Annotated in this window: 25 protein-coding genes; 12 read left to right on the forward strand and 13 right to left on the reverse strand. The window is 54.9% G+C overall.

Translation table 11 applies throughout. The features are described 5' to 3' along the window. Positions 1–4: 4 nt before the first annotated feature. Positions 5–595, forward strand: coding sequence for an ABC-type transport auxiliary lipoprotein family protein (locus tag G6Q15_RS02170; protein ID WP_164115208.1), 591 nt, complete (start codon positions 5–7; stop codon positions 593–595). A gap of 16 nt (positions 596–611) precedes the next feature. Here G6Q15_RS02170 and G6Q15_RS02175 read toward each other — a convergent pair whose 3' ends face one another. Continuing rightward, positions 612–1,592, reverse strand: coding sequence for an SAM-dependent methyltransferase (locus tag G6Q15_RS02175; protein ID WP_240330705.1), 981 nt, complete (start codon positions 1,590–1,592; stop codon positions 612–614). Positions 1,593–1,669: 77 nt separating this feature from the next. Next, positions 1,670–2,530, reverse strand: a complete 861-nt coding sequence (gene lgt / locus G6Q15_RS02180; protein ID WP_164115212.1) for a prolipoprotein diacylglyceryl transferase — start codon at positions 2,528–2,530, stop codon at positions 1,670–1,672. Between the two features lie 68 nt (positions 2,531–2,598). Between lgt and G6Q15_RS02185 the strand changes: the two genes are divergently transcribed. Both G6Q15_RS02185 and G6Q15_RS02190 read left to right on the forward strand, forming a co-directional pair. Further along, a complete protein-coding gene (locus G6Q15_RS02185; RefSeq protein ID WP_164115214.1) occupies positions 2,599–4,302 on the forward strand; it encodes a class I adenylate-forming enzyme family protein in 1,704 nt (567 codons plus the stop codon). A 21-nt stretch (positions 4,303–4,323) separates the two neighbouring features. Next, positions 4,324–7,086 carry a [protein-PII] uridylyltransferase gene (locus G6Q15_RS02190; protein ID WP_164115215.1) on the forward strand — a complete coding sequence of 921 codons (2,763 nt, stop codon included), beginning with the start codon at positions 4,324–4,326 and terminating at the stop codon, positions 7,084–7,086. 10 nt (positions 7,087–7,096) lie between these two features. Here the strand turns inward: G6Q15_RS02190 and G6Q15_RS02195 are convergent, their stop codons facing one another. The 5 genes from G6Q15_RS02195 to rpmG form a co-directional block, all read right to left on the reverse strand. Continuing rightward, positions 7,097–7,645, reverse strand: a complete 549-nt coding sequence (locus G6Q15_RS02195; RefSeq protein WP_164115217.1) for a L,D-transpeptidase family protein — start codon at positions 7,643–7,645, stop codon at positions 7,097–7,099. Then, positions 7,642–8,688 carry a GTP cyclohydrolase II gene (ribA, locus tag G6Q15_RS02200; protein WP_164115219.1) on the reverse strand — a complete coding sequence of 349 codons (1,047 nt, stop codon included), beginning with the start codon at positions 8,686–8,688 and terminating at the stop codon, positions 7,642–7,644. Before ribA ends, G6Q15_RS02195 begins: the two co-directional genes overlap by 4 nt. Then, complete coding sequence (locus tag G6Q15_RS02205; RefSeq protein ID WP_164115222.1) at positions 8,688–9,494, reverse strand: exodeoxyribonuclease III; 807 nt, start codon at positions 9,492–9,494, stop codon at positions 8,688–8,690. Before G6Q15_RS02205 ends, ribA begins: the two co-directional genes overlap by 1 nt. A gap of 334 nt (positions 9,495–9,828) precedes the next feature. After that, positions 9,829–10,479, reverse strand: coding sequence for an outer membrane lipoprotein carrier protein LolA (locus tag G6Q15_RS02210; protein WP_164115223.1), 651 nt, complete (start codon positions 10,477–10,479; stop codon positions 9,829–9,831). A 151-nt stretch (positions 10,480–10,630) separates the two neighbouring features. Continuing rightward, entirely contained in the window at positions 10,631–10,798 is a 168-nt protein-coding gene (rpmG, locus tag G6Q15_RS02215) for a 50S ribosomal protein L33 (RefSeq protein ID WP_164115225.1), read from the reverse strand. Between the two features lie 342 nt (positions 10,799–11,140). Between rpmG and G6Q15_RS02220 the strand changes: the two genes are divergently transcribed. Beyond that, the gene (locus tag G6Q15_RS02220; RefSeq protein ID WP_164115227.1) at positions 11,141–11,605 is read left to right on the forward strand and encodes a DNA starvation/stationary phase protection protein; all 465 of its coding nucleotides are present in this window, start codon (positions 11,141–11,143) and stop codon (positions 11,603–11,605) included. Between the two features lie 72 nt (positions 11,606–11,677). On the opposite strand, the gene G6Q15_RS12270 is transcribed toward G6Q15_RS02220, so the two are convergent. Then, on the reverse strand, positions 11,678–12,385 hold the full coding sequence (locus G6Q15_RS12270; RefSeq protein WP_164115229.1) for a cold-shock protein: 708 nt from the start codon (positions 12,383–12,385) through the stop codon (positions 11,678–11,680). 457 nt (positions 12,386–12,842) lie between these two features. Here G6Q15_RS12270 and G6Q15_RS02230 point away from each other — a divergent pair, with 457 nt between their 5' ends. The 5 genes from G6Q15_RS02230 (at position 12,843) to rpoN (ending at position 17,337) form a co-directional block, all read left to right on the forward strand. Then, positions 12,843–13,460, forward strand: coding sequence for a ribonuclease D (locus tag G6Q15_RS02230; RefSeq protein WP_164115232.1), 618 nt, complete (start codon positions 12,843–12,845; stop codon positions 13,458–13,460). A 59-nt stretch (positions 13,461–13,519) separates the two neighbouring features. Next, positions 13,520–14,167, forward strand: coding sequence for an LPS export ABC transporter periplasmic protein LptC (gene lptC, locus G6Q15_RS02235; protein WP_164115234.1), 648 nt, complete (start codon positions 13,520–13,522; stop codon positions 14,165–14,167). 43 nt (positions 14,168–14,210) lie between these two features. Further along, positions 14,211–14,747 (forward strand): LptA/OstA family protein, encoded by a 537-nt coding sequence (locus G6Q15_RS02240; RefSeq protein WP_164115237.1) that lies wholly within the window; start codon positions 14,211–14,213, stop codon positions 14,745–14,747. A gap of 145 nt (positions 14,748–14,892) precedes the next feature. After that, positions 14,893–15,672 carry an LPS export ABC transporter ATP-binding protein gene (gene lptB, locus G6Q15_RS02245; RefSeq protein ID WP_164115239.1) on the forward strand — a complete coding sequence of 260 codons (780 nt, stop codon included), beginning with the start codon at positions 14,893–14,895 and terminating at the stop codon, positions 15,670–15,672. 117 nt (positions 15,673–15,789) lie between these two features. Then, complete coding sequence (rpoN, locus tag G6Q15_RS02250; protein ID WP_164115241.1) at positions 15,790–17,337, forward strand: RNA polymerase factor sigma-54; 1,548 nt, start codon at positions 15,790–15,792, stop codon at positions 17,335–17,337. Positions 17,338–17,369: 32 nt separating this feature from the next. Here the strand turns inward: rpoN and G6Q15_RS02255 are convergent, their stop codons facing one another. Together G6Q15_RS02255 and G6Q15_RS02260 are read right to left on the reverse strand one after the other, a co-directional pair. Then, on the reverse strand, positions 17,370–17,729 hold the full coding sequence (locus tag G6Q15_RS02255) for a hypothetical protein (RefSeq protein WP_164115243.1): 360 nt from the start codon (positions 17,727–17,729) through the stop codon (positions 17,370–17,372). 159 nt (positions 17,730–17,888) lie between these two features. Next, positions 17,889–18,089 (reverse strand): DUF1674 domain-containing protein, encoded by a 201-nt coding sequence (locus G6Q15_RS02260; RefSeq protein WP_240330706.1) that lies wholly within the window; start codon positions 18,087–18,089, stop codon positions 17,889–17,891. Positions 18,090–18,216: 127 nt separating this feature from the next. On the opposite strand from G6Q15_RS02260, the gene G6Q15_RS02265 reads away from it, so the two are divergent. Beyond that, positions 18,217–19,122, forward strand: coding sequence for a M48 family metalloprotease (locus G6Q15_RS02265; RefSeq protein ID WP_164115245.1), 906 nt, complete (start codon positions 18,217–18,219; stop codon positions 19,120–19,122). Positions 19,123–19,126: 4 nt separating this feature from the next. Here the strand turns inward: G6Q15_RS02265 and G6Q15_RS02270 are convergent, their stop codons facing one another. Beyond that, the gene (locus tag G6Q15_RS02270; RefSeq protein WP_240330734.1) at positions 19,127–19,810 is read right to left on the reverse strand and encodes an SIMPL domain-containing protein; all 684 of its coding nucleotides are present in this window, start codon (positions 19,808–19,810) and stop codon (positions 19,127–19,129) included. A gap of 168 nt (positions 19,811–19,978) precedes the next feature. Here G6Q15_RS02270 and G6Q15_RS02275 point away from each other — a divergent pair, with 168 nt between their 5' ends. Both G6Q15_RS02275 and G6Q15_RS02280 read left to right on the forward strand, forming a co-directional pair. Beyond that, the gene (locus tag G6Q15_RS02275; RefSeq protein ID WP_164115250.1) at positions 19,979–20,398 is read left to right on the forward strand and encodes a VOC family protein; all 420 of its coding nucleotides are present in this window, start codon (positions 19,979–19,981) and stop codon (positions 20,396–20,398) included. 73 nt (positions 20,399–20,471) lie between these two features. Next, positions 20,472–20,909, forward strand: coding sequence for a hypothetical protein (locus G6Q15_RS02280; RefSeq protein ID WP_164115251.1), 438 nt, complete (start codon positions 20,472–20,474; stop codon positions 20,907–20,909). Between the two features lie 21 nt (positions 20,910–20,930). Here the strand turns inward: G6Q15_RS02280 and G6Q15_RS02285 are convergent, their stop codons facing one another. Both G6Q15_RS02285 and nhaA read right to left on the reverse strand, forming a co-directional pair. Continuing rightward, on the reverse strand, positions 20,931–22,265 hold the full coding sequence (locus tag G6Q15_RS02285) for a hypothetical protein (RefSeq protein ID WP_164115253.1): 1,335 nt from the start codon (positions 22,263–22,265) through the stop codon (positions 20,931–20,933). Next, entirely contained in the window at positions 22,265–23,521 is a 1,257-nt protein-coding gene (gene nhaA, locus G6Q15_RS02290) for a Na+/H+ antiporter NhaA (RefSeq protein ID WP_164115255.1), read from the reverse strand. The genes G6Q15_RS02285 and nhaA overlap by 1 nt, the downstream gene beginning before the upstream one ends. Positions 23,522–23,750 lie beyond the last annotated feature (229 nt).

Below are 23,750 nucleotides of genomic sequence, written 5' to 3' on the forward strand. Positions count from 1 at the left end.
ACGCATGAGACAGATTTTCAAATCTTTGACCATTCCCGCACTGGCGGCGGTCACGCTGGCGGGCTGTGTCAGTTTTGGGAGCGAGCCGCCGCCATCGCTGCTGACACTTACGCCCGATAGTGAAATCGCGGCAGGCACATCGCGCAGTGGCCCTGTGGCCAGTGCGATCATCGTCGATATGCCGACTACAGAACGCAAGCTGGATAATTTGCGTGTGCCGGTGCAGATTGACGATAGTTCGATTGCCTATCTGAAAGAAGCGGTCTGGGTAGACCGGCCCAGCCGGCTGTTCCGCACATTATTGTCCGAAACCATTGCTGCGCGTTCGGGGCGACTGGTGCTCGACAAGGTGGAAATATCGGGACAGAGTTCCTCGCGCATTTCCGGCACGCTGGTTGATTTCGGCTATGATGCACGCACGGCCCAGGCAGTGGTAGCGTTTGACGCGATCCGTCGCTCAGGCGCGGGCGAAGTTGAAAAACGGCGTTTCGAAGCACGCGAAAATGTGTCTGCGCCCGAAGCCGGTCCTGTTGGGACGGCGCTCAACCGTGCGGCCAACCGTGTTGCGGTGGAAATATCCGACTGGGTAGGCTGATTTGGCCTGAACGGGCTTAGCTGCCCGCAAAACCTTCCGGTTTTGGCCAGTCTGTAGCGGTATAGGCCAGCACCTTGAAAAGCTCCCCCATTTCTTCGGGCGATGTCAGTCGGTGATGCGCTGCGTCCACTTCATCTGCTGCGTCTGGATGCTGGGTTTTCAGTGCGGCGGCGCGCTGATCGATACCGAGCGCGCGAAGCCATGCACCTTGTGTGGTTGGCCCCATTATGCGTGCGCTTTGTCCTTTGCCGGCCTGCGCAATCTCTTCAAAATTCACATGTGCGGTCAGGTCGATCTGACCAGGGCGGGTAAATGGATCGATTTTTTCGTGTGCAGCCACCGCCTGCAAAGTGCTACCGCTCCGGGTTTCGGTATAGCCGTAATCGATAAACAGTGCGGCTCCCCCCTGCTGTTGCAATCGCCGCGCAATCTCTGCCGCAATGGCCATGGCCGCCGGGCAACTTTCCAATATGGTGCCAGGTTGTGACTGGGCGAATTTTTTAGGGACTGCTCCATCCATTGGTCGCGCGCCCGGTAGCGGCATGAATTTTTGCCCATCGCGTGCCACCACCCGTTCGCGCCATCCCGAATGAGTGGCGATAATCTGGTGAATCGGGAGCGCGTCGAAAAACTCATTGGCGACGACCAGCAGTGGGCCATTATCGGGCAGATTCTCCATGCCATCATGGAAAACAGCCTGTGGATGGACATCTTTCTGTTTGGCGCGCAGTGCAGGGCTGGTTTCCACACAATGTATGTCAGGGACCAGCCCGAATTTCCGCATTGCCCGCAAGGCATCGCTGGCCAGTGTCCCGCGCCCGGGGCCAAATTCCACATAATGGCAATGTTCCGGCTTTCCGGCACGCAGCCATAGGTCCGCAAGCCAGAGCCCGACGAGTTCACCGAACATCTGGCTGACTTCTGGCGCGGTGATGAAATCACCGTCCGCGCCCAGCGGATCGCCGGATGCATAATAATGGGCGTTCGATTCGGCCATGTATTGCGCTACCGGAATTGGACCGGTTGCTTCAATTGTTCGCATCAGGCGCTGGGCAAGACCGCTGGGAGCGAGCATTATCCGGTGACCATATCCTTGCTGGCAGGTGTGCGGCGCAGCGCGGTGAAAACGAGCACAAGCCCGATCAGGATCATCGGAACAGTGAGCCACTGCCCCATGCTCAATCCCGTATTTTGTGCAAATTCGGTAAGGTGCGCATCAGGCTGGCGGAAATATTCGACGAAAAACCGGCTGAAGCCATAGATGAGTGCCGCCGTACCGAACAGCAGGCCCGGCTTATAGCGCGCGCCTGTTTTCCAGAACAGGAAAGCCATGATGGCAAACATCAGCAGGCCTTCAAGCCCCGCTTCGTAAAGCTGGCTGGGGTGGCGCGGCTGTGCACCGCCGCCAGTTGTGTCGAAAATAATCGCCCAAGGCACATCCGTGACACGGCCCCACAGCTCGCCATTGACGAAATTGGCAAGGCGGCCAAAGAAAAGCCCAAACGGGATCACGCAGGCAATATAGTCGCAGATGCGCAGGAAGCTAAGGCTGTTGCGCCGCGCCATGAACCATATGGCGAGGATCACACCCAATGTGCCGCCGTGCAGCGACATGCCGCCTTCCCATAGCTTGAGAATATCGACCGGATTTTGCAGAATTTCCGGTTGGTAGAAAAAGATATAGCCAAGCCTGCCGCCCACTATGATGCCAAGAGTCGCATAAAGTATGAAATCATCGGCGTGCCGCTGCGCCATGGGCGCGCCGGGCTGGGCAATCAGCTTGGTCAGATACCAGTAGCCGATGAGAATCCCGGCGAGATATGCCATGGAATACCATTTCAGGCTGAATCCACCGATTGTGAATATGTCAGGAGACAGTCCAAGGTCAGAAAATTGCGTAAATTCACCCGCGGATGACAATAATGTTAGTATCAACTCTTTTCTCCATAGGTTTTACTCTCCATAGTAGGGGAAAACGAGAAGACCAATAGGAGAGATAAAATATGCCGACAGAGCTCGATGTAATGCTGGACCAGGTTATGGATGCATTGACAGCCGAAGGCGCGCCGCTGACCACTGTTGATGTGGAGCGCGGCGGCGCGAAAATGCCGATGCTAGCGGCTGCACCCCCCGCACTGCCGCACTATTTCGCGCATTTCTGTCTCGGCGATAACAAGGACAAGGAATTTCTGGTTGATGGTGATTTACGCCTGACCTTTGGTGAGGTCTATATGGCGGCTGACCGGGTGGCCAAGGCACTGGCATCAGGCTGCGGTGTCGAAAAAGGGGATCGAATCGGTATTGCTGCGCGTAATTCGGCAAACTGGATTGTTGCGCATATGGCGATTTTGATGGCGGGCGGCGTGTCGTCACTGCTCAACGGCTGGTGGCAGGGCGCGGAATTGGCCGCAGGTATTAACAGCGTTGGATGCAAACTGGTACTGGCGGACCCGCAGCGCGCGGCCCGGCTGGACGGTGAGGATATAGGCGGCGCGGAAATTATCCTGTTCGATCATGACTGCCAGCCCGATGAAGGGCTGAAAAATGTGCTGACGCGCGGGACTGCCGATGCTGCCCTGCCCGAAATTGGCCCTGATGATCTGGCGACAATCCTGTTCACATCGGGATCAACCGGTCAGTCCAAGGGCGCCTATAGCGACCATCGCGGCGTTGTGCAGGGTGTGTTCAACTATATTTCGCAGACGATGATGGCGCTGCAGCTGCTGACCATGAAAGGCGAAGCGCCGACAAGCCAGCCAGCGACATTGCTCAATGTACCGCTTTTCCATGTGACTGCTGAAATCCCTGTGTTGTTGCAAAGCATCGGCATTGGCCGCAAGCTGGTGCTGATGCCGAAATGGGATGCCGAAGAGGCAATGCGGCTTATCGAGAAGGAAAAAGTCACCTATTTTGTGGGCGTGCCCTTGATGAGTTTCGAAATGGCGACGCATCCCGATCGCGGTAAATATGACCTGACGACATGCACAGCCTTTGCCGCAGGCGGCGCACCGCGCCCTGTTGAGCATGTGAAGAAAATCAAAAAGGAAATGGATTGGGCCTTCCCGCTGCTGGGCTATGGCCTCACGGAAACCAACGCTGTTGGCTGCGGTAATTTCAACGAAAACTATCTGGCTAAACCGAACAGCACGGGTACGGCTTCGCGGCCGCTGGTGGACCTTGCCATACTGGATGACGACGGAAAGCCGCTGCCACAAGGTGAGGTGGGCGAAGTGTGCATCCGTTCGGTCTGTAATTTCCTGGGCTATTGGGAAAATGATGCGGCGACCAGGGAGGCGATCACCGACGACATGTATTTCCGCACCGGTGATCTCGGCTATCTCGATGCGGATGATTATCTTTATATTGTCGACCGCAAGAAGGATATCATCATCCGCGGCGGTGAGAATATTAGCTGTGTTGAGGTGGAAGCGGCGCTGTATGAACATCCTGAAGTATCAGAAGCGAGCGTGTTTGGTCTTCCTGATGAGCGTTTTGGCGAAGTGCCGGGCGCAGTATTCTATACCAAGAGCGGCGCGCAGGTAAGCGATGCGGACATGGCAGCTTTCCTGTCGGAAAAACTGGCGGCTTTCAAAGTGCCCTGCCGGTACTGGCAGACTGATAATCCGCTGCCAAAGCTGGGCACGGCGAAAATCGACAAGGTTGGCCTGCGCAAGAAATATCAGGCCGTCGCTGCGGCGGAAGGGTGAGCATAGGGACATGCCGGTCATATGATGAGGATTCCGCGTCAGCGCGACATTATTGACCGGCGCGCCCTATGGAGCGAAATACGAATGGCGGCGGATGCGGATGGCATGCAAAGCCGTCCCGTCGTGCTCGAAAAACTGCGCGCCGCACTTGAGCAAGGGCGCACGGAAATTGCCTCGCGGCTGATGGCGAAGCCGTCTGCTGGCTATGAATGCAACCGGGCGCAGGCTTTCCTGGTCGATCAGCTGGTACGCATCATTCATGACTATATCGTCAGATACCAGTATCCGCCCGGCAATCGCAGCGCCGCGCAGCGGCTCACTATTATGGCGGTGGGCGGATATGGCCGTGCTGAAATGGCACCACATAGTGATGTTGATATCGCGTTTCTGACACCGATGAAAAAGAAAAGCTGGCCCGAACAGGTGGTCGAGGCGATGCTTTATTTCCTTTGGGATCTGGGCCTGAAGGTCGGACATAGCAGCCGTTCGCTCGATGAAATGGTGCGCATGGCCAAAGCTGACGTAACCATTCGTACGGCGCTGCTTGAAGGGCGCTATGTCTGGGGCGATGAAGATATCTATGCCGAAGCAGCCGAGCGGTTCCAGAAGGAGGTGGTGAGCGGCACCGCCCGCGATTTCGTGGCCCAGAAGCTGGCCGAGCGCGATGCCCGCCACATGCGTATGGGCGACAGCCGCTATGTTGTCGAACCCAATGTGAAGGACGGCAAAGGCGGGCTGCGTGATCTGCAGACACTCTACTGGATTGGCAAATATGTGCATGACGTCCGTGTGGCCGCGGATCTTGTTGAGGCTGGGTTACTCACAACCACTGAATATCGCGGCTTTCGCCGTGCTGAAAATTTCCTGCTCGCGGTGCGTAGCCATTTGCACATGATTACCGGCCGCGCTGAGGACCGCCTGACTTTTGATCTGCAGCGTGAGGTGGCGACACGCATGCAGTTTGCCGATCGTCCCGGCAAGTCGGCGGTCGAACGGTTCATGCAATATTATTTCCTGAATGCGAAAAAAGTGGGTGACCTGACCGGGGTTTTCCTGGCGCAGCTGGATGAGAAGTTTGCGGCGCGTGGCCGACGTTTCCTGCCCAGCATCACACGGCGGCCGCGCAAGCTGAAAGGGTTCAAACTTGATCGCGGACGTCTCAGCGTACCGGGCGATGATTTCTTTGCCAAGGAGCCGTTGCGGTTGATGCAGATGTTCCAGCTGGCCGACAGGTATGAACTGGAAATCCATCCGGCGGCAATGCGGTTGGCGGGGCGTGATGCCAAATTGATTGATTCAGAACTGCGTAATGATGCAGAGGCAAACAAGATGTTCATGCATGTGCTGACCAGTCCGCGCGACCCTGAAATCGTGTTGCGCTGGATGAACGAAGCGGGGATATTCGGGCGCTTTGTGCCTGATTTTGGCCGTGTAGTCGCGCAGATGCAGTTCGACATGTACCACCACTATACGGTCGATGAGCATACCATTCGTGCCATTGGCCTGCTGTCAAAAATAGAAGCAGGCAGGCTGGAGGACGATCATCCACTCAGTCATGCAATCCTGAAGAAACTGGCATCGCGCCGGGTGCTTTATGTGGCCACATTGCTGCACGATATTGCCAAGGGCCGAAAGGGAGATCACAGTATATTGGGGGCGGAGGTGGCGATGAAACTTTGTCCACGCCTGGGTCTTAGCCAGGCAGAGACTGAGCTGGCCGCATGGCTGGTGCGCAACCATCTTTTGATGTCGGCGACCGCATTCAAGCGCGATCTTGCCGATTATAAGACAATAGCCGATTTTGCAGCACAGGTGAAAAGTCCCGAACGGCTCAAACTGCTGCTTGTACTCACCATTGTTGACATCCGTGCTGTGGGGCCGGGTGTGTGGAACAGCTGGAAGCGGCAATTGCTGCGCACATTGTTTGAAGCGACCGAAGAAGTGCTGCGGCTGGGGCATAAGGAACATGGCCGCAAAGAGAAAATTGCTGCGAAAAAAGCTGATGTGGCGGCGATGACCGATCTGCCGAAAACTGTTTTTGCCAAACTGGCGCGGCAGCTGACAGACCCATACTGGATTGCTGAGCCGGAGGATATCATCGCGCGCAATATCCGGCACATGCGCGGGGTCGGCGATACCGAACTGTCGATTGAAGCCGAGTTTTACGAAGCGCGCGGCGCGACGCTGGTGACTGTCTATGCCGCCGATCATCCGGGTTTGTTTTACCGTATTGCTGGCGGCATCCACCTTGCCGGCGGCAATATTATCGATGCGCGCATTCACACCACCAAAAGGGGCATGGCGCTCGACAATTTCCTGGTGCAGGACCCGCAAGGACGGCCCTTCAATGAAGCCGATCAGATAGAGCGGCTCAAAGTGGCAATTACTGATGCACTCGCCAATCGGCATCTGCTGGTCGAGAAACTGGATGCACGGCCGCTGGCGCATCCGCGCTCGGAAGCATTCCATATTTCCCCCATGGCGATCATCGATAATGAGGCGTCCAACCGCTTCACGGTGATAGAGGTCAATGCCCATGATCGCCCCGCCTTGTTGAGCAGGTTGGCGCGCACTTTGTTTGACCTGAAACTGATTGTGCACAGCGCGCATATTTCCACCTATGGCGAGCGTGCAGTCGATACCTTTTACGTCACCGATCTTCTGGGTGCGAAAATAGAAAGCAAGGCGCGGCTGAGAACACTGGAGAAAAAGTTGGTCGAGGCGGCCAGCGATCTGCCTGACGATCTTGCTGAAACCGCAGAAAAAATCCGCGAGACCGCCTAGATAATTTCCCCTAGCTAATTTTCATCGCCATGCCCGGCTCCAATGCTGGCAATATCCGCATCATATCGTCGCGCGATATCGCTACGCAGCCTTCGGTTGTACGCTCTTGTGGCGGCTTTTCCTCATTCCACAGATGAAAGAATATCGCGCTGCCCATGCCCGGCACGGGCGGCGACATATTATGATCCAGCACTATGATGATGTCATACAGCATATCGCCGCGCTGCAGGGTTTCCGCGCTGAAAGCATGGGGCAGCCGCACGGGCCGGTTATAGGCTGCATCTTCCGGTGCATCGGACCAGCCATCGCTGGGCAATATCCAGCGCCAGGGCAGTGTAATGCCCTGCGGCGGTGCACTGCGTCCATGCCGGAACATTGCGGCGCGTATTGGCCAGCTTCCCAGCGGCGTGCAGCCATCGCCTTCCTGTTTGGCATTCGCCATACATGTGCCGCCGCGCCCTATGGCGCATGGTACAGCGAGGTCGCCGAGTGATAGCATGCCTGCGGCCGTATCCACTTTCACAATACCCTCTGGCACGATACTGCCTGCCGCATTCATAGCTGATGCCCGGTGCGTGTCTTCTTGGTGTTCAGATAACGGGCATTGTGGCGATTGGCGTTGATTTTCAGCGGCTTGCGCTCGGCAACGTCAACGCCGTGCGTGCGCAGCGACTCTACTTTTTCCGGATTGTTGGTGAGCAGGTTGATAGTGTCTACATGCAGCAGTTTCAGCATCTCAGCGGCGATCGCAAAATCACGTGCTTCGGTCGGCAGACCGAGACGGTTATTGGCATCGACAGTATCAAAGCCCTGATCCTGCAGCGCATAGGCGCGCAATTTGTTGATGAGGCCAATGCCGCGGCCTTCCTGCCGCAGATAGAGCAAAATACCCCAGCCGGTATCTGTCATTTCAGCCATGGCTTCATGCAGTTGCGGTCCGCAGTCGCATTTGAGCGACCCCAGTATATCACCGGTAAGGCATTCGCTATGTAGCCGCACCAGCGGCGTGCTTTCATCGCGGGTGCCAATAATCAGTGCAACATGTTCGCGCAGGTCGTTGGTGCTGCGAAAAGCAATGATTTGCGCATTTTCATGCGCCTCTACCGGTAATGCGGCATGGCTTGCAATCTGCAGGTGTACAGGATCCGCATAGTCGGCAATGTCTGCGGCGTTCAATGTCAGCGTATCTTCATCCGCCGCATTCAATATGTAGAAAGCGGGCAAAATTCCCGCTCTGCGCGCCAGGTCGAGCGCGGCAACGGCAGCGGAACTGTCACAGGGCGTCTCTGCCACAAACGGCCCCTTCATAGGGTGGCGCATATCAAGCACGGGGTCTGCTATTGCGCGGGCAAGGTCCCCTGAAAGGCCACCTGTAACCGACATGCATACGGGTGCATCCGGGCCACTCGCGGCTGCGGCCTGGTTGGTGAGTTTGAGCGTATCGGCACGTGCGGCAGAGATCAGCAGCCGCTGACTGCCCGGAGCCGACAGCGCGGTCTCAACAGGGAGCAGGTGCAAAATATCATCGCTACCGGCAACAGATATAGCCCAGCCATGCCGCAGCGCATCAATCGCCTGCGCGGTGCGACGCGGTGCCGACATTAGAGCGCAAACTCGCTGACAAGTGGCGCGTGGTCGGATGGTTTCGTCCACCCGCGGACCGGTTCCAGAACCTTGTGGCCCAGCACATTGTTTTCCAATTCGGGCGAGACCCAGATATGGTCGAGCCGGCGGCCTTTGTCTGATTTGGCCCAATCGCGTGCACGGTAGCTCCACCAGCTATACAGTCGCTCTGGCGCCGGAATGAATTTGCGGCCAACATCGATCCAGCCGTGTGCATCGCGCAGTTCGTACAACCGGTCGATTTCAATCTGTGTATGGCTGACTGTATTGATAAGCTGCTTATGGCTCCACACATCGCATTCCAGCGGGGCAATGTTGAAGTCGCCCAACAATATAGTGGGGTCTTTCAGTTCTTTGGCCCATTCGATCATGCGCCCGTAAAAGTCCATTTTCTGGCCGAATTTCGGGTTCACTTCCCGGTCTGCCACTTCGCCGCCTGCGGGAATATAGACATTTTCCAGCCGCACCGATTTGCCGCTTGCGCCTTTTATTTCGACGCCGACATGGCGTGCCTCGCCATTGGCCTGCCAGTCATTTCGCGTGATATTATGCAGTGGTATACGGCTGAGTGTAGCCACACCATGATGCATCGGCTGTCCGTTAAGTGCCTGATGGTTATAACCCAGTTGACGAAACGCCCCCTCGGGAAATTTGTCGTCAGCAACCTTGGTTTCCTGCAAACACAGAATATCCGGTTTTTCTTCTTTCAGGAAGCGTTGCACGGTTTCAATGCGAAAGCGCACGCTATTTATATTCCAGGTCACGATCTTGATGTTTGCAGTCATGGCACTGCTCTAGCCGCGCTTCGCGCCAAACCCAAGCCCCAAGGTAAGGCAGATAACAAAAAACCCTCGCTCCGGGGGCATTTGGAACGAGGGTTCTGTTGCGTTCGTCACGCTATATATAAGGAGAGGCTTTATAAACCGGACAACAGGGGGGAAACCCGGTTCGCTTCCTTACAAGTTTGGTTATACGCCCGCTTTCCTGTCATTTAACTGAACACATTTTACAAATTTTGGCATTTTGCCGACTGAAAGGGGCATTCTGTCGGGATAATGCCCGGTCTTGCAGGAATATTGTTCAGGAACGACAGAAAGAATGCATGTGCACTAAGTTTGTTTAGCGACGCGGTCCACCCTTGCGCCGTGGATCTTTCCATTTGAAGGCACTGTTCGACACTGCAGCGCCATATTTGTGATTCGACAGGCGAATCGTCGTGCGCTTGTTTTGCGAATCGAGTGCAACCCATCCGGACAACTCAATACCACCAGGGGCAGATGCCTTGCGCGTGAAGATGAGTGTGATGACGCCATATTCAGGACGTTTGGGGTCTTTCACCCGAACGCTCAGTACATTGGGATTATCAGTGGGGACCACTTTGCCATATTTGGCAAGGTCACGGTCGGGGTCCAGCAAGGCGCCTAGCGGACTGTTCCTGATCGGCCAGCGCTGCACCTGGTTCACCTCATAATCAATCAGGGTCAGTGCCTTGCCATCGCTGACAATCAGCAGGGGCACATCTTTCTGGTACTGAAAACGGATTCTGCCTGGCTGTTTCCAGGTCAGTTTCCCGCTAACAGTCTGATTGGTGCGGTCGGTTTGTGTAAAATTGGCTGTCAGCGTGGTTACCGTTTTGAGATGGCGGCTGACACGGTCCAGATCGGCAGTGGTGGATTGTGCGGCCACCGGTATGGCTGGCAGGGTTGCCGCCAACGGTGTCAGAGCCGTTATGGCCAGCGCAGTAAGCAGGAAAGGGCGCTTTATCAGCATATAATTCTCCAATTCAGTGGCTTATCTCAATACCCGGAATCGATTGAACGCCTGCTGAACTATGATGTCAGCAAGCGTCCATTTGATCATATCTGATACATATGTGTCTGTGTTCATTCTCCGCATTTCATGGCGGAGCGAAAACGCAAGATTACTTGATCTTGGCTTCCTTGAACTCAACATGCTTGCGCGCAACCGGGTCATATTTGCGGAACACAAGCTTTTCGGTCAGGTTGCGGGGGTTCTTTTTCGTCACATAGAAAAAGCCCGTATCTGCGGTGCTGACCAGTTTGATTTTTACATTGGCTGGTTTCGCCATGTCTTATGTCCTTCGTTCAATTTACTCGCATGACGCGTTCGTGCTGGGCAGCGACCCGGCAGAAAACGGCCAAAAATCCAAAAAATAAAGCGGCCAGGCGATTATTTGTGAATCGGGCCGCAAAACACGTGACGCGCAATGCGAGAAATGCGGCGCAATGTCAAGCGCTATGCGCATTGTGATTGTAGTGGCCGCTTACACGAACCTGCCAGATGATAGATTCAGTCTAATTGATTTCATCAATTTCTCTGGTCGAAAAACTCCATGAGGTGTGATGGCACAAATCCGCCACTGCCGCGTTGATAAGGCATATAGATGGATTTGACAGACAGGAGGATATTTATGTCAAACGATAATGGAAATAATGCCGCAAAAGCACTGGCGGACTCACTTAATGGCCTGCTGGCTGATAGCTTTGCGCTCTATTTCAAGACAAAGAATTTTCATTGGCATGTGGCGGGACCTAATTTTCGCGATTACCACTTGCTGCTTGATGAGCATGCCGCTGAAATCATCGGCATTACCGATGTTATTGCTGAGCGTGTGCGCAAAATAGGCTATCGCACGCTGACATCAATCGGATCGGTGGCTGCGAAACAGTCCGTGTCTGATAATGACAGTGAAGACATTGATGCCAAAGTGATGCTTGAAGAGCTGCGTAATGACAATATGGCTTTTGTGAAAGCGCTTAAGGATACCAAGGAGCTGGCCGAGGCGGCTGGCGATAATGCAACGGATGGTCTGATCGACGACTGGACTGATCAGGCGGAGCAGCGCGCATGGTTCCTGCGCGAAACATTGAAATAAGGCTATATCCCATATGAAAAGGGCGGCGTATCCAATGATGCGCCGCCCTTAATGTTTGAAATATGAAACTGCCTAGCCCGCTTTGGGGGACAGGTTGACTGCGGAATATTTGCCGCGGCGATCAACCTCAACATCAAATTCAACCTGATCGCCTTCATCCAGCCCCGACATGCCAGAGCGTTCGACGGCACTGATATGGACAAATGCGTCGGCCTCACCATCGTCGCGCGTGATAAAACCAAAGCCCTTCATGCTATTGAAGAATTTCACCGTTCCGCTGGTGCGTTCACCGGTCAGTTCCCGCCGGGGTGGTTCTGCGCGCTGCGGTGCTTCGATCACCTCACCGTCAATCTGCAGATCGCTTGCCGACACCTTGCCACCGCGATCAACCAGTGTGAATTCCAGGCCCTGACCTTCGGCCAGACCGCTTAGTCCTGCTTTCTCGACAGAGCTGATATGCACGAATACATCTTCACCGCCATCCTCACGCTGAATAAAGCCAAAGCCTTTCTGCGCGTTGAAAAATTTTACGACGCCCTTGCCTTCGCCAACGACCTGCGCTGGCATGCCGCCACGTGCGCCGCCACCGGCAAAACCGCTGCGTGGTGCGCTATCGCCGCTGTTAAATCCGCCGCTACCGCCGAAACGATCGTTGGAATTATTATTATATCCGCCGCCATCAAACCGGCCACCGCTGCCTTGATATCCGTCGAAATTCTCATCACCAAATTGGTCGCGCTTGTCCCGGCCCTTACCACGCCGGCCTCTGTCAAAACCCATGCCTTAAAATTCACTTTCGCATCGTCCGTAATATTTTCAGTGCGGATTGCGGAATGGACGAATTTCCGCTCTCCGTATAATTTAAAAAGACAGCCGGGTATCCGCTGTTTCAATGCGGATGCGGCTTTCTTTTCCTCTTCCGGCAACTGCCAAGACCGCCAGATGGGCGAATCTATAAACCAAAAAACCTGCCTTTGCGAATAGAATCCACGTCATACGGCACCAATATGTGGCAAAAATGTACCATTTCAGCCCATTTGGTTACCTGATAGCGTGCTGTTAGAGAAATTTTGTGACTCGTTCATGACATATGCTTTTGTGTGAAGATATACGGCGCGGCGCAATGCTCTTGCAAGATAATCGCGGCTGGGCCATGAGAAACCCGTTATGAATTTGTCGCCTTGCCAGACAAACCCTGTGGCCAAATCCATGGCCTGAATAGACCGGAAAGCCAAATATGACCGTCCATTTCCATGAAGAAGATTTGCCAGCAGATGCCCTGGGGCCTGGCGATGTCGCCGTCGATACAGAAACAATGGGACTTATCACGCCGCGCGACCGGTTGTGTGTGGTGCAGATTAGCGATGGTAGCGGCGACGAGCATCTGGTGCGCTTTGGACCAGACAGTGACTATGCTGCTCCCAACTTGCGGGTGATACTCGCGGACCCGGACCGGGTGAAGCTCTATCATTTCGGCCGGTTCGACCTGGCGGCGATCGATCATTATCTGAACGTCACTGCAGCGCCGGTATTTTGTACCAAGATCGCTTCACGGCTGGTGCGCACTTATACTGACCGGCACGGCCTGAAAGAACTGGTGAAAGAATTGCTGGGCAAGGATATTTCCAAGCAGCAGCAGTCCAGCGACTGGGGCGGACCGGAGTTGAGTGATGCGCAGCGCGATTATGCGGCAAGCGATGTGCGTTTCCTGCATGAACTGCGTGAGGAATTTGTCACCCGGCTCAAGCGGGAAGGGCGGATGGAAATGGCGCAGGCCTGTTTTGATTTTCTGCCGCGCCGCGCTGAGCTTGACCTGATGGGCTGGCCGGAAATTGATATTTTCGCGCACAGTTAATATATAGATGTGAAGCAAGACGGCGCCAATCCGGTGCCGGTCACCAGGATGATCGATTTATGAGCGCCAAGGCCGAACGGATGCGCACGCGCAGGCATGCTGTTGCTGCCCCCGGCAGTGCGCGTGACACATGGGTGAAGATATGGCGGGTGATTCTCCCATCGGCCATTGGCGCGCTGGCGGCTTTCCTGATCCTGGCGCCATTGACCAACAAAGGTGAAGTCAGCTTCCTGCTCGACAAGGATAGTGTGGAAATCGCCAAGGAACGCCTGCGCGTCAACGAGGCTGAATATCGCGGATCGGACAATAAAGGCCGCGCCTTTTCATTAAAGGCGGGTTCCGCTGTGCAGCGCAGTTCGGCCTTGCCGGTGGTGGAAATGGAAGACCTGCTGGCACGCATCGCTCTGGACACGGGGCCTGCCGAGCTGCGGGCTGATGAAGGCTCCTATAATATGGATGCCGAAACTGTGGAAATCACCGGCCCGATCGAATTTGAATCGGCGGGTGGTTATGGACTTGTGACGCGCGATGTTGACGTCGACTTGAACGGGCAACGTATGGAAAGCCGCGGCGCGGTGACCGGGCGCGTGCCGAGCGGCACATTTCGTGCCAATAAACTGGTGGCGGATCTGGATGAGCGCCGCGTCGTGCTGGAAGGTGGTGCGAGGCTCAGGATGCAACCGGGATCAAAAGGGCTGGGATTCTAATGCCCTGTTTTATTTTACATACAGTTCGGCTAAGGAATAGGTCATGAAAAAGACAGTTTCGATAGCCGTTATTGCAAGCGCACTGACATTTGCCGGAGCCGCTGCGCTCAATGCGCAGTCCATCACCAGCCATAACAGCAACGCACCGGTCAACTATGCTGCGGACCGTATTGAGCTGCAGGACAGGCAAAACCGGGTGGTGCTGAGTGGTAATGTCAATATCGAACAGGGCGGGCTCAACATGCGTGCGGCGCGTACCACCGTGGCTTATCGTAATCAGGGCAGCCTGCAAATTGACCGTATCGACGCCACGGGCGGCGTGACGGTGGCAAAAGGCAATGAACGCGCTAGCGGCAATGTCGCCGTGTATGATTTTAACCGCCGCATCATTACTGTTGTTGGCAATGTGGCACTGCGCCGCGGCACCGACACACTTAATGGGGGTCGTCTTGTGATTGATTTACGCACGGGCCGGTCGACTATTGACGGCCGCAGTTCGGGAAGCTCTGCTCCCGGCGGCCAGACAGGCAATAATGGCCGTGTTTCGGGAAGCTTTTCCGTTCCGCAAAGTACGGACTAGACAGCTTTCAACGGCAGAGGTTTAGACTTTTTCTACATATACATGCATAAATCCTGCCAAAATCATTTTTTGGCCGGTTTCCTATTATTTTCTCCATGCTATAGCTATATATGAAACAAGGAAACACGCGCTTCAGGATGGATTTATGAACGATGCCGCCACGATTGACCCGGCCGAAAATGCGGTAACCGATGCAGCGCTGGATCATGGCCTGGCCGTGATTTCCATCGCCAAAAGCTATGACAAGCGCGAAGTCCTGTCCGATGTATCGCTCTCTGTGGCTAATGGAGAGGTTGTCGGCCTGCTTGGCCCCAATGGTGCGGGCAAGACCACCTGTTTTTATTCTGTCATGGGATTGGTAAAGCCCGATGCGGGCCGGATCATGCTGGACGGTGTGAACATCACAGCGCTGCCTATGTATCGCCGTTCCGTGCTTGGATTGGGCTATCTGCCGCAGGAGACATCCATTTTTCGCGGGTTGAGCGTTGAAAAGAACATCATGGCTGTGCTCGAAATGGCGGAGCCGGACCGTGATGCCCGGCATGCCCGGCTTGATGAGCTGCTTGATGAGTTCGGCTTGACCCGTCTGCGCAGCGCACCGGCCATGGCCCTATCTGGCGGTGAGCGCCGCCGCTGTGAAATTGCCCGCGCGCTGGCGGCAAATCCCTCAATTGTCCTGCTCGACGAACCGTTTGCAGGGATTGACCCCATTTCTATCTCCGATATCCGTGAGCTGGTGATCCAGCTTAAAGACCGTGATATCGGTGTGCTGATTACCGACCATAATGTACGCGAAACGCTCGATATCGTGGACCGTGCCTGCATTATCTATGATGGTCATGTGCTGTTCGCAGGCAGTCCGGAAGATCTGGTCGCCGACGAAAATGTGCGGCGGCTTTATTTGGGCGAAGGTTTTGCATTGTAAGGGCCGCGTAATGGAAGTTTTTCCGGTTCGTTCCGGTTTACATGCGGCACCGGTTCGCATTCAACTTCAAGGCCTTTTTGGTTCGCTCTCGCTCGCAAGTCGGCACCAGTTCGCATAATGGCACTGACCCCCCGCCTTGATTTACGCCAGAGTCAGTCATTGGTGATGACGCCGCAACTGCAGCAGGCGATAAAGTTGCTGGCACTCTCAAATCTGGAAATCGAATCCTATATTGCCGAAGAGCTGGAGAAAAATCCGCTGCTTGATGTGGCTGATGGCGCACGTGAAACCCGCGATGTCGATGGGGAAGCAGATGGCGGGCCACCCGAACCCAAAGGTTCTGACGAATTGCTGCAAAGCGGGGTATCAGAAGGCGAAGCGGCTCTCGATATGAATACCGAAGCCGATATCTATCACCATGATTGCCCAAGCGATATGGTCGACAGCAAGGCGAGCGACGGCGCGGAAGCGGGTGCAGGCCTGACCACATCCGGTCTCGATGGCGCGCTTGGCATGAACGGGGATATGGGCAGCGGCGGTCCGGGCGGGGATGGCACCGGTTTTGAAAATATGCTGCAGGATGACCTGTCACTGCAGGATCATCTGCAGGCGCAAGCAGGGGAGATGCTATCGGGTGATGCGCTCTTCATTGCCCGCCACCTGATCGGGCATGTTGACGACAGCGGTTATCTACGCGGGGATATTACTGAAATCGCAGATCAGCTGGGAACATCGCTGGCTGACACACAGGCTGCACTAGACGTGATACAGGGTATGGAACCGTGCGGTGTCGGCGCGCGGGACCTCAGTGAATGTATGGCGATACAGGCGAAAGATGCCGATCGGTATGACCCGTGCATGTCGCGGATGATAAACAATCTTGACCTGGTTGCGCGCGGGGCCTGGCCCCAGCTGAAACGGATGTGCCGGGTCGATGACGAAGACCTGATGGACATGATCGCTGAACTGCGCGGCTATGATCCCAAGCCAGGCCTGAAATATGGAGGCACAACCGCACAGGCCGTGGTGCCCGACCTGTTTGTGGTGCCGCGCGGGAAAGGCTGGGCGATTGAATTGAATACGGCGACACTGCCGCGCCTGCTCGTTAACCGGCAATATTATGTCGAAATGTCGGATGGCGCGCATGACAAGGCATCGAAAGCGTGGCTTAGTGAATGCCTGAATGATGCGAGTTGGCTCGTAAAGGCGCTTGACCAGCGGCAGCGCACGATCATCAAGGTGGCAAGCGAAATTGTAAAGCAACAGGAAGGCTTTTTCCGCAAAGGCGTGTCGGAGCTGAAACCGCTCACGCTCCGACAGGTGGCCGAAGCTATCGATATGCATGAATCGACGGTCAGCCGGGTCACTTCACGCAAGTATCTAAGCTGCGCGCGCGGCCTGTTTGAGCTTAAATATTTTTTCACCAGCGGCATTCAATCATCTGATGGCGGGGAAGCGGTGTCGGCCGAAGCGGTGAAAGCCGCGATCAAGACGCTGATCGACAATGAGGATCCGAAAAAAATTCTGTCCGACGACAAGCTGGTCGAATTGCTCAAGGCTGACGGATTCGAAATTGCCCGGCGCACCGTTGCCAAATACCGCGAAGCGATGGGGCTCGGGTCCTCTGTACAGCGGCGGCGGCAGAAGAAATTGCGGGGGGAGTGACCGCACAGGCCCCCCCCCGCAACCATGATGGCTCAGTTTATTTTATCATAGTCTATTTCATAATCCACGCCGGCTGAAAAAGCCTTGCGTGTGAAAATAAACTGGGTCCGTGTCGTTTCCGCCGGCTCGGAATCGCGGAACAGCTTGTCCTCATGGACCAGGAATTCACCATCCAGTTCTGAACCGCCTGAAATACGGCTTTTGGGTTCGATGAGGATTTTCCATTTGCGGATTCTTTTCCCCTCGCCCTGCCGGGTGTGTTCGCGTACTTTGAATGCTACTTTGCCGCCGCCGGAGGCTGTTAAGGTATAGCGATATCGTCCAGGTTCCAGATAGCGATCAAATGCATCGCGGTAATCACCTTTTCTCAGGTCGTTTCTAATTGTAGGCATAACTTCTCTCCTGTCTGTGTGTTTGTGTTTTTTGCGTCCCAAGACTCACACTAAGGCAAGGCCGCATCAGAGTATGTGACAAAAAAGACAGGCAGGTATTGTGAAGTTATGTAGCAGAAACGCGGATGTCCGTTTAAGATGTCAGCCCAGGATGCTGACCTAAAAGTCTATCGCAACGCCGTTTATTTCCCAATCGCCGTAGCGCACAGGGTTGCGGCCTTCGCTGCTGTTTTTGGTATTTTTTTCAGCCTGCGGTTCCGGGGCGGGTGCATTTTTCCAGTGTGCAGGCGGCTTTACATGGGCCGGGCGCTTTGTTGCGCGTCGGGTCTCGCCGATTTTACCGCTCATATTATCCGCCATATTGCCGCCTCATGTATATTTGAAAAACAAAAAACCTGACACCATATAGGGTATATATGACCAGAAAGTGCAATGTTTCTAGTGTGAGAACAGGCGCGGACAGGAAAATACTGATGAGGATAACCAGATGAACTTTATGAAAACCACTATGCTGCTGGCGGCGTTGACAGCCTTGTTTATGGCGCTCGGTTTTACGCTGGGCGGGCCACGCGGCGCGGTATTGGCGCTGATTGTCGCGGCGGGCATGAATTTATTCACATTCTGGAATGCCGATAAAATTGTGCTGAAAATGCACAATGCGGTTGAGGTCGATGCGCAGTCACACCCTGACTATTATGGCCTTGTGCAGAATCTTGCACAGCGTGGCGGCCTGCCGATGCCCAAAGTCTATCTGATAGACATGCCGCAGCCCAATGCTTTCGCGACAGGCCGTGATCCCGAACATGCGGCGGTGGCGGCCACGACCGGTTTGCTATCGATGCTGAGCCGTGATGAGGTGGAAGGCGTGATGGCGCATGAGCTGGCGCACGTGAAAAACCGTGACACGCTGATCATGACAATGGTGGCGACCATTGCCGGCGCGATTTCGATGCTAGCCAATTTCGGCATGTTTTTTCGTGGACGCAATGCCGGGATAGCTGGATTGCTGGCAGTGCTTGTCGCTCCCTTTGCGGCAATGATTGTGCAGATGGCGATCAGTCGTACACGTGAATTTGGCGCGGACCGTGGCGGTGCGGAAATCAGCGGCAAGCCGCTCGCACTGGCCTCTGCACTTGCCAAGATAACCGACAAGGCGAAGCAGGGCGGGAACCCGGTCATTGCCCGCAACCCGGCGGCGGCGCAGCTTTACATCGTACCATCAGGCATCAAGGCGATGTTTTCGACTCATCCCGATACAGGTGACCGCATCGCCGCACTGCAGGACATTGCTGCGCAGATGGGTGATGGCACGGGAGGTGCAATCGGTGGTGAAACGGTGAATATGGAACGCGCCCCGCGCGGCAGTGCGCTGAATCCGCACCGGCGTGACTGAGCGGTTATTCCAGATAGAAGTTGACCGTCGTAACCACGCGCACCTTTTTATAGGGCGTATCGCTTACACCGTAACCGCCACCATCACCGTCGCGTGACTGGACCGAAAAATAGCCCTGCGTTGCGCTTTTGATGCTGCCGACATCGGTGCCGCTATCCTCGGCAAATTGCTGCGCGGATTCGCGGGCATCCCTGGTGGCTTCGGCCACCATTTCCGGCTTGATGTCGTTAAGTTTGGTGAAAGTGTAGCTCATGCCTGAGCCATCTTCGAGCACCACACCGCGCTTGATCAAGTCAAACTGCCGCGCGACGGCGGCCTGAGCCTTTTCAATATCGGTGGTGCGCAGCGATAACCGCTGCCGGATGGTGTAAGTGGTTTTGCCATAATTGCTGTATTGCGACACGTTGGCGCCGGTGGGTTGCAGGGCATCTGCCTTGAAACCCAATTCTGTGAAAAAACCGCGTATCGCATCGGTATCGCGGTCAATTTCTGCCTGTGCTTCGGCAAGGTTTGCACTTTTTGAGCTATAGGCAATGGTCCAGGTGGCAAGGTCGGCCGTGACATCGCGTTCGGCCAAACCGCGGACCGTGACCGAACGGTCTGCCTCGCGTGCCCGCAGCAAACCGTCACCCAGAAGATATCCACCCGCCACCAGGCCAATAGTCAGCAGGCCAGCACTGGCCAGCATCACTTTGTTGAAACTATCAGTCCATTTGCTGGAATCTGTGTCCTCGAAATGCGTTTCTTCACTCATCTTGCCACTCCTTCCCATTACATCCATATTGGCTTCATCATCCTTTCGTCGCTATGCGCTTGCTGCGATGAACCGTTTCTGAACTGCGACAAAGCGAGTAAAATGACTACAGAATATCTCCACACCATGATCCGTGTCCGTGACCTTGATGCGACCATTGCCTTTTTCAAGCTATTCGGTGTGGAGGAGGTCCGGCGTTTCGATGTCGAAAAAGGGCGATTCACGCTGGTTTTCCTGGCGGCTCCGGGGCAGGCCGCAGAAGTTGAGTTGACCTATAACTGGGATGCGGAAGAATATGATGTTGGCCGCAATTTCGGCCATCTCGCTTACCGCGTCGATAATATTTACGAGACCTGCCAAAAACTCATGGATGCGGGCGTGACCATCAACCGGCCACCGCATGATGGGCGCATGGCGTTTGTGCGTACGCCCGACAATATCTCGATTGAGCTGTTGCAACGGGGGGAGCATTTACCTCCGCAGGAACCATGGGCTTCGATGGAGAATAGCGGTAGCTGGTAAGCCCGCCTGATTGTAAAAAATGGCGATTTCTGTTACTGTCATATTATTACGGGGGTAAAACTGGAGAAAACCTATGCGTAAAGTCTTTGTTCCCCTTTCCCTCATGGCTTCGGCTATGGCGCTTACCGGGTGCGCGCAAGCTGATTACGCCGCTGGTGAAAAAGAACCACAGCTAACCGAAAAGCAGCAGGTCAAGCTTGATAAAAAACTTGCCGGGCGTGTTGCAGGAGAGCCTGTGTCATGCATTCAGCGCAGCCGTGTCCGCAATTTCACCGCGATCAGTGATGATGTCCTTCTCTATGAAGTTGGCGACACCGTATATGTAAATCAGCCCTATGGCGGTTGCCCCGGAGTGACCCGGGACACATTGGTTACAAGAGCGACGACGAACAGGTTATGCAGCGGTGATATTGCACGAGTCACCGACTTGCAGATCGGGATAGACGTGGGCAGCTGCGCGTTTAGTGAATTTGTGCCTTACCGAAAAGTGGAAGAAGACAGCGCGGACTGAAGTCTGACTCTAGGTTTCGGGCTATTCGCTGATGAGATCGGCGGGCAGGGTCGGTTCGCTGATAATCCGTTCCATTGCGGCCCATCGAAACAATGGGTCACTGCCCGCATCTTCGATGTGCGCACGCACCATATCCTTACCAAGTCCGTAATTGATGACATAGCTGCGGTAGGTGTCATTGAAATCCAATGACTGGCGCGCCCGTTTTTCGCTAACCAACTGATACTTGCGGATCAGTTTCACAGCCTCTTCGCGGTCAATTTCTCCATCAAGATATTGTTGCGCTATCGTAAAACGCGCACCCGATAGCGCGCCCATGGCGTTGGTCAGGTTGAAATAGGCGCGCGCCGTGCCGGGGTCGAGCCCGGCGAGTGGGTAGAGCACACCGCGTTCGAATTTCAGGCGTTCATCGCCCGGAAAAGCGAGATCTATACCATAGTTGGCCGACCCTTCGGCAATCAAGCTTTGCGGACTATAGAGCGGATATACACTAAATTCCTGCCAGCCCTTGGCCTTTGCCTGACGTGCTTCAAGTAGCATGTTGAGTGCATGATGACCGGGATAGCCTTCATGGCAGCCAAGATCGACAGCGCGGCTGATACGGATGGGCAGGTCGGTGTTGATCTGAATCAGGCTTTCATATCCGCCCTGGTAATAATTATAACCGCTCCATGGCTTGTCAGTGACAAACTCCATGGTGAATTTTTCGCCTTCGGGTAGTTTGATATAGCGCGCAGTGCGGGCGCGGCATTCGGCAATTGCGGCCTCGAAAACAGGTTTCAGACGCTGTTTTGGAATGACATAGCGGTCAAGAAATTCGGTTACACGTACATCGAGCGGACCATCGCCGGGTACCATCTTTTCGATATTGGCCAATATCCCGTCATAGCTCGCCAATGGCTTTAATTCAGGCGTTGCTCCGAAAAGGCCCAGCGATTCTTCGCGAAAGCTGAGCGTTTCACCCTGCATCATGATAAGCCGCGTATGCGCGGCATTGAGCTGCGCACGCAGGAAGCGCGCCCGCCGTTTTTCATCATCGGCCAGCGTTTCAACGGGGATATTGCCAAGCTGCTCTTCGAGCAGTGTAACGGCATTGCCAAGTTCGATCATGCCCCGCTGTGAGGATTCAGCATCTGCCTGCCACTTGGCGGGGCCGTAATAAGCGTCGATATAACCCGGCTCCCGCTCCCCTATTTCCAGGCTGAGCCGGACATAGCGATTTGCGAGATGGCCCAGCATTTCGGATGATGTAGCTTTGCGCACCTCGGCTGGTTGGGCTGTAGGCTGTGCCTGTTTTTCCGGCATCGCACACCCCGCCAGCACAGCTGGAACGAGAAGCAGTGGCCAGAGCCGCATTATTCCGCCGCCTCTGCGGTGTTTGTTTTACCGGTTTCCGTTTCCAATTCCTTGTCCGCGTTGGGTGCAAAACGTATCAGGAGGAAGCCGACTATCGCCGATAGGACCGAGCCGAGCAGAACGCCGATCTTGGCTTCATCTATCAGCAGCGCATTGCCCGGAAAGGCGAGCGCGCCAATAAACAGGCTCATGGTAAAGCCGATACCACAGAGCAGCGACACACCGTAAATCTGTGTCCAGCTCGCCCCGCCCATCTTGTCTGCATAGCCGGTTTTGACCGCGATCCAGACGCTGCCAAAAATGCCGAGCTGCTTACCCAGAAAAAGGCCCGCTGCGATGCCAAGAGGCAGCGGCGCGAGTATTTGTTCCGTTCCCATGCCTTCGAGCGATACGCCCGCATTGGCAAAACCGAATACCGGGATGATGAGATAAGCGCTCCACGGATGAATGGCATGTTCCAATATGTGCAGCGGGCTGTCCTTGGCATCAGGCGCGCCGGGTGTGCGGTCCAGCGGGATGGTCAATGCCGCCAGTACGCCCGCTATCGTTGCGTGCACGCCTGACATGAGCACGCAGTACCAGAGCACCACGGCCATTATTAGATATATCGGAATGGAACGCACACCGCTTTTGTTGAACACATACATGACGCCCAGCACGATGGCCGACATGAACAGCCATATGGTGGCCAGCGTTTCGGTATAGGCAATCGCGATAATCGCCACCGCCCCCATGTCATCAACAATCGCAACCGTGACAAGAAAAAGCTTGAGCGATGCAGGTGCACGTTTGCCCAGTAGTGCGAGCACGCCGATGGCAAAGGCGATGTCAGTCGCGGCAGGGATAGCCCAGCCATTTTCCAGCTCGGGATTATTGCGGGTTATGAACAGGTAAATCAGCGCAGGAACAAGCATGCCTGCAGCCGCAGCGATAAACGGAAGCCGCCGCCTTTCCCATGTCGACAAGCGGCCATCTATAAACTCGCGTTTGATTTCCAGTCCGACCAGCAGAAAGAAAATAGCCATCAATCCGTCGTTAATCCACAAATGTGGAGTCATTGGTCCCAGTTTCCTGGTAAGAGTGGGGCCATCAATTTCATGGAGGAAATGATGATAAGCATCATAAAGCGGGCTGTTTGCGACTATCATTGCAAGCGCAGCCGCAAGCATCAGCAGGACACCGCCTGCTGCCTCGCTTCTCAGGAAGTCGCGTAAGACTGAATCTGTTCCTGAACGTGGTGGTGCGCTATCGCCCATGAATGCTCCTATTTACCGTTTCCGTGCATATTTATAGCGATTGGCCTGCAAGTCCAGCCTTGCAGTGTTGAAATAGACGCTTTTTCCAAAATTTTATGCGTCGTTTTCCGGTTAGCGCCGAATAATCCATAACCGACCATTTTGAAGTGGAGGATTACATAAGTTTAATGTAGGAATATCAAACCTATCTTGAGGGGGCAGGCAGGTTTTAGGCGATTTCTTCAGTTGG

The sequence above is a fragment of the Sphingorhabdus sp. Alg239-R122 genome (assembly GCF_900537065.1).
Classification (GTDB): Bacteria; Pseudomonadota; Alphaproteobacteria; order Sphingomonadales; family Sphingomonadaceae; genus Alg239-R122.

Excerpts from the sequence above, each read along its gene's own strand:
- G6Q15_RS02205 (WP_164115222.1), bottom strand. The coding sequence starts at position 9,494 with ATGACTGCAAACATCAAGATCGTGACCTGGAATATAAATAGCGTGCGC.
- G6Q15_RS02280 (WP_164115251.1), top strand. The coding sequence starts at position 20,472 with ATGCGTAAAGTCTTTGTTCCCCTTTCCCTCATGGCTTCGGCTATGGCG.
- G6Q15_RS02170 (WP_164115208.1), top strand. The coding sequence starts at position 5 with ATGAGACAGATTTTCAAATCTTTGACCATTCCCGCACTGGCGGCGGTC.
- G6Q15_RS02175 (WP_240330705.1), bottom strand. The coding sequence starts at position 1,592 with ATGGCCGAATCGAACGCCCATTATTATGCATCCGGCGATCCGCTGGGC.
- ribA (WP_164115219.1), bottom strand. The coding sequence starts at position 8,688 with ATGTCGGCACCGCGTCGCACCGCGCAGGCGATTGATGCGCTGCGGCAT.
- G6Q15_RS02190 (WP_164115215.1), top strand. The coding sequence starts at position 4,324 with ATGATGAGGATTCCGCGTCAGCGCGACATTATTGACCGGCGCGCCCTA.
- lptB (WP_164115239.1), top strand. The coding sequence starts at position 14,893 with ATGAACGATGCCGCCACGATTGACCCGGCCGAAAATGCGGTAACCGAT.
- G6Q15_RS02195 (WP_164115217.1), bottom strand. The coding sequence starts at position 7,645 with ATGAATGCGGCAGGCAGTATCGTGCCAGAGGGTATTGTGAAAGTGGAT.
- G6Q15_RS02185 (WP_164115214.1), top strand. The coding sequence starts at position 2,599 with ATGCCGACAGAGCTCGATGTAATGCTGGACCAGGTTATGGATGCATTG.
- G6Q15_RS02220 (WP_164115227.1), top strand. The coding sequence starts at position 11,141 with ATGTCAAACGATAATGGAAATAATGCCGCAAAAGCACTGGCGGACTCA.
- G6Q15_RS02210 (WP_164115223.1), bottom strand. The coding sequence starts at position 10,479 with ATGCTGATAAAGCGCCCTTTCCTGCTTACTGCGCTGGCCATAACGGCT.
- G6Q15_RS02285 (WP_164115253.1), bottom strand. The coding sequence starts at position 22,265 with ATGCGGCTCTGGCCACTGCTTCTCGTTCCAGCTGTGCTGGCGGGGTGT.
- rpmG (WP_164115225.1), bottom strand. The coding sequence starts at position 10,798 with ATGGCGAAACCAGCCAATGTAAAAATCAAACTGGTCAGCACCGCAGAT.
- G6Q15_RS02265 (WP_164115245.1), top strand. The coding sequence starts at position 18,217 with ATGAACTTTATGAAAACCACTATGCTGCTGGCGGCGTTGACAGCCTTG.
- G6Q15_RS02270 (WP_240330734.1), bottom strand. The coding sequence starts at position 19,810 with ATGCTGGCCAGTGCTGGCCTGCTGACTATTGGCCTGGTGGCGGGTGGA.
- G6Q15_RS02275 (WP_164115250.1), top strand. The coding sequence starts at position 19,979 with ATGACTACAGAATATCTCCACACCATGATCCGTGTCCGTGACCTTGAT.
- G6Q15_RS02260 (WP_240330706.1), bottom strand. The coding sequence starts at position 18,089 with ATGGCGGATAATATGAGCGGTAAAATCGGCGAGACCCGACGCGCAACA.
- rpoN (WP_164115241.1), top strand. The coding sequence starts at position 15,790 with ATGGCACTGACCCCCCGCCTTGATTTACGCCAGAGTCAGTCATTGGTG.
- lptC (WP_164115234.1), top strand. The coding sequence starts at position 13,520 with ATGAGCGCCAAGGCCGAACGGATGCGCACGCGCAGGCATGCTGTTGCT.
- G6Q15_RS02230 (WP_164115232.1), top strand. The coding sequence starts at position 12,843 with ATGACCGTCCATTTCCATGAAGAAGATTTGCCAGCAGATGCCCTGGGG.
- nhaA (WP_164115255.1), bottom strand. The coding sequence starts at position 23,521 with ATGGGCGATAGCGCACCACCACGTTCAGGAACAGATTCAGTCTTACGC.
- G6Q15_RS02240 (WP_164115237.1), top strand. The coding sequence starts at position 14,211 with ATGAAAAAGACAGTTTCGATAGCCGTTATTGCAAGCGCACTGACATTT.
- G6Q15_RS02255 (WP_164115243.1), bottom strand. The coding sequence starts at position 17,729 with ATGCCTACAATTAGAAACGACCTGAGAAAAGGTGATTACCGCGATGCA.
- G6Q15_RS12270 (WP_164115229.1), bottom strand. The coding sequence starts at position 12,385 with ATGGGTTTTGACAGAGGCCGGCGTGGTAAGGGCCGGGACAAGCGCGAC.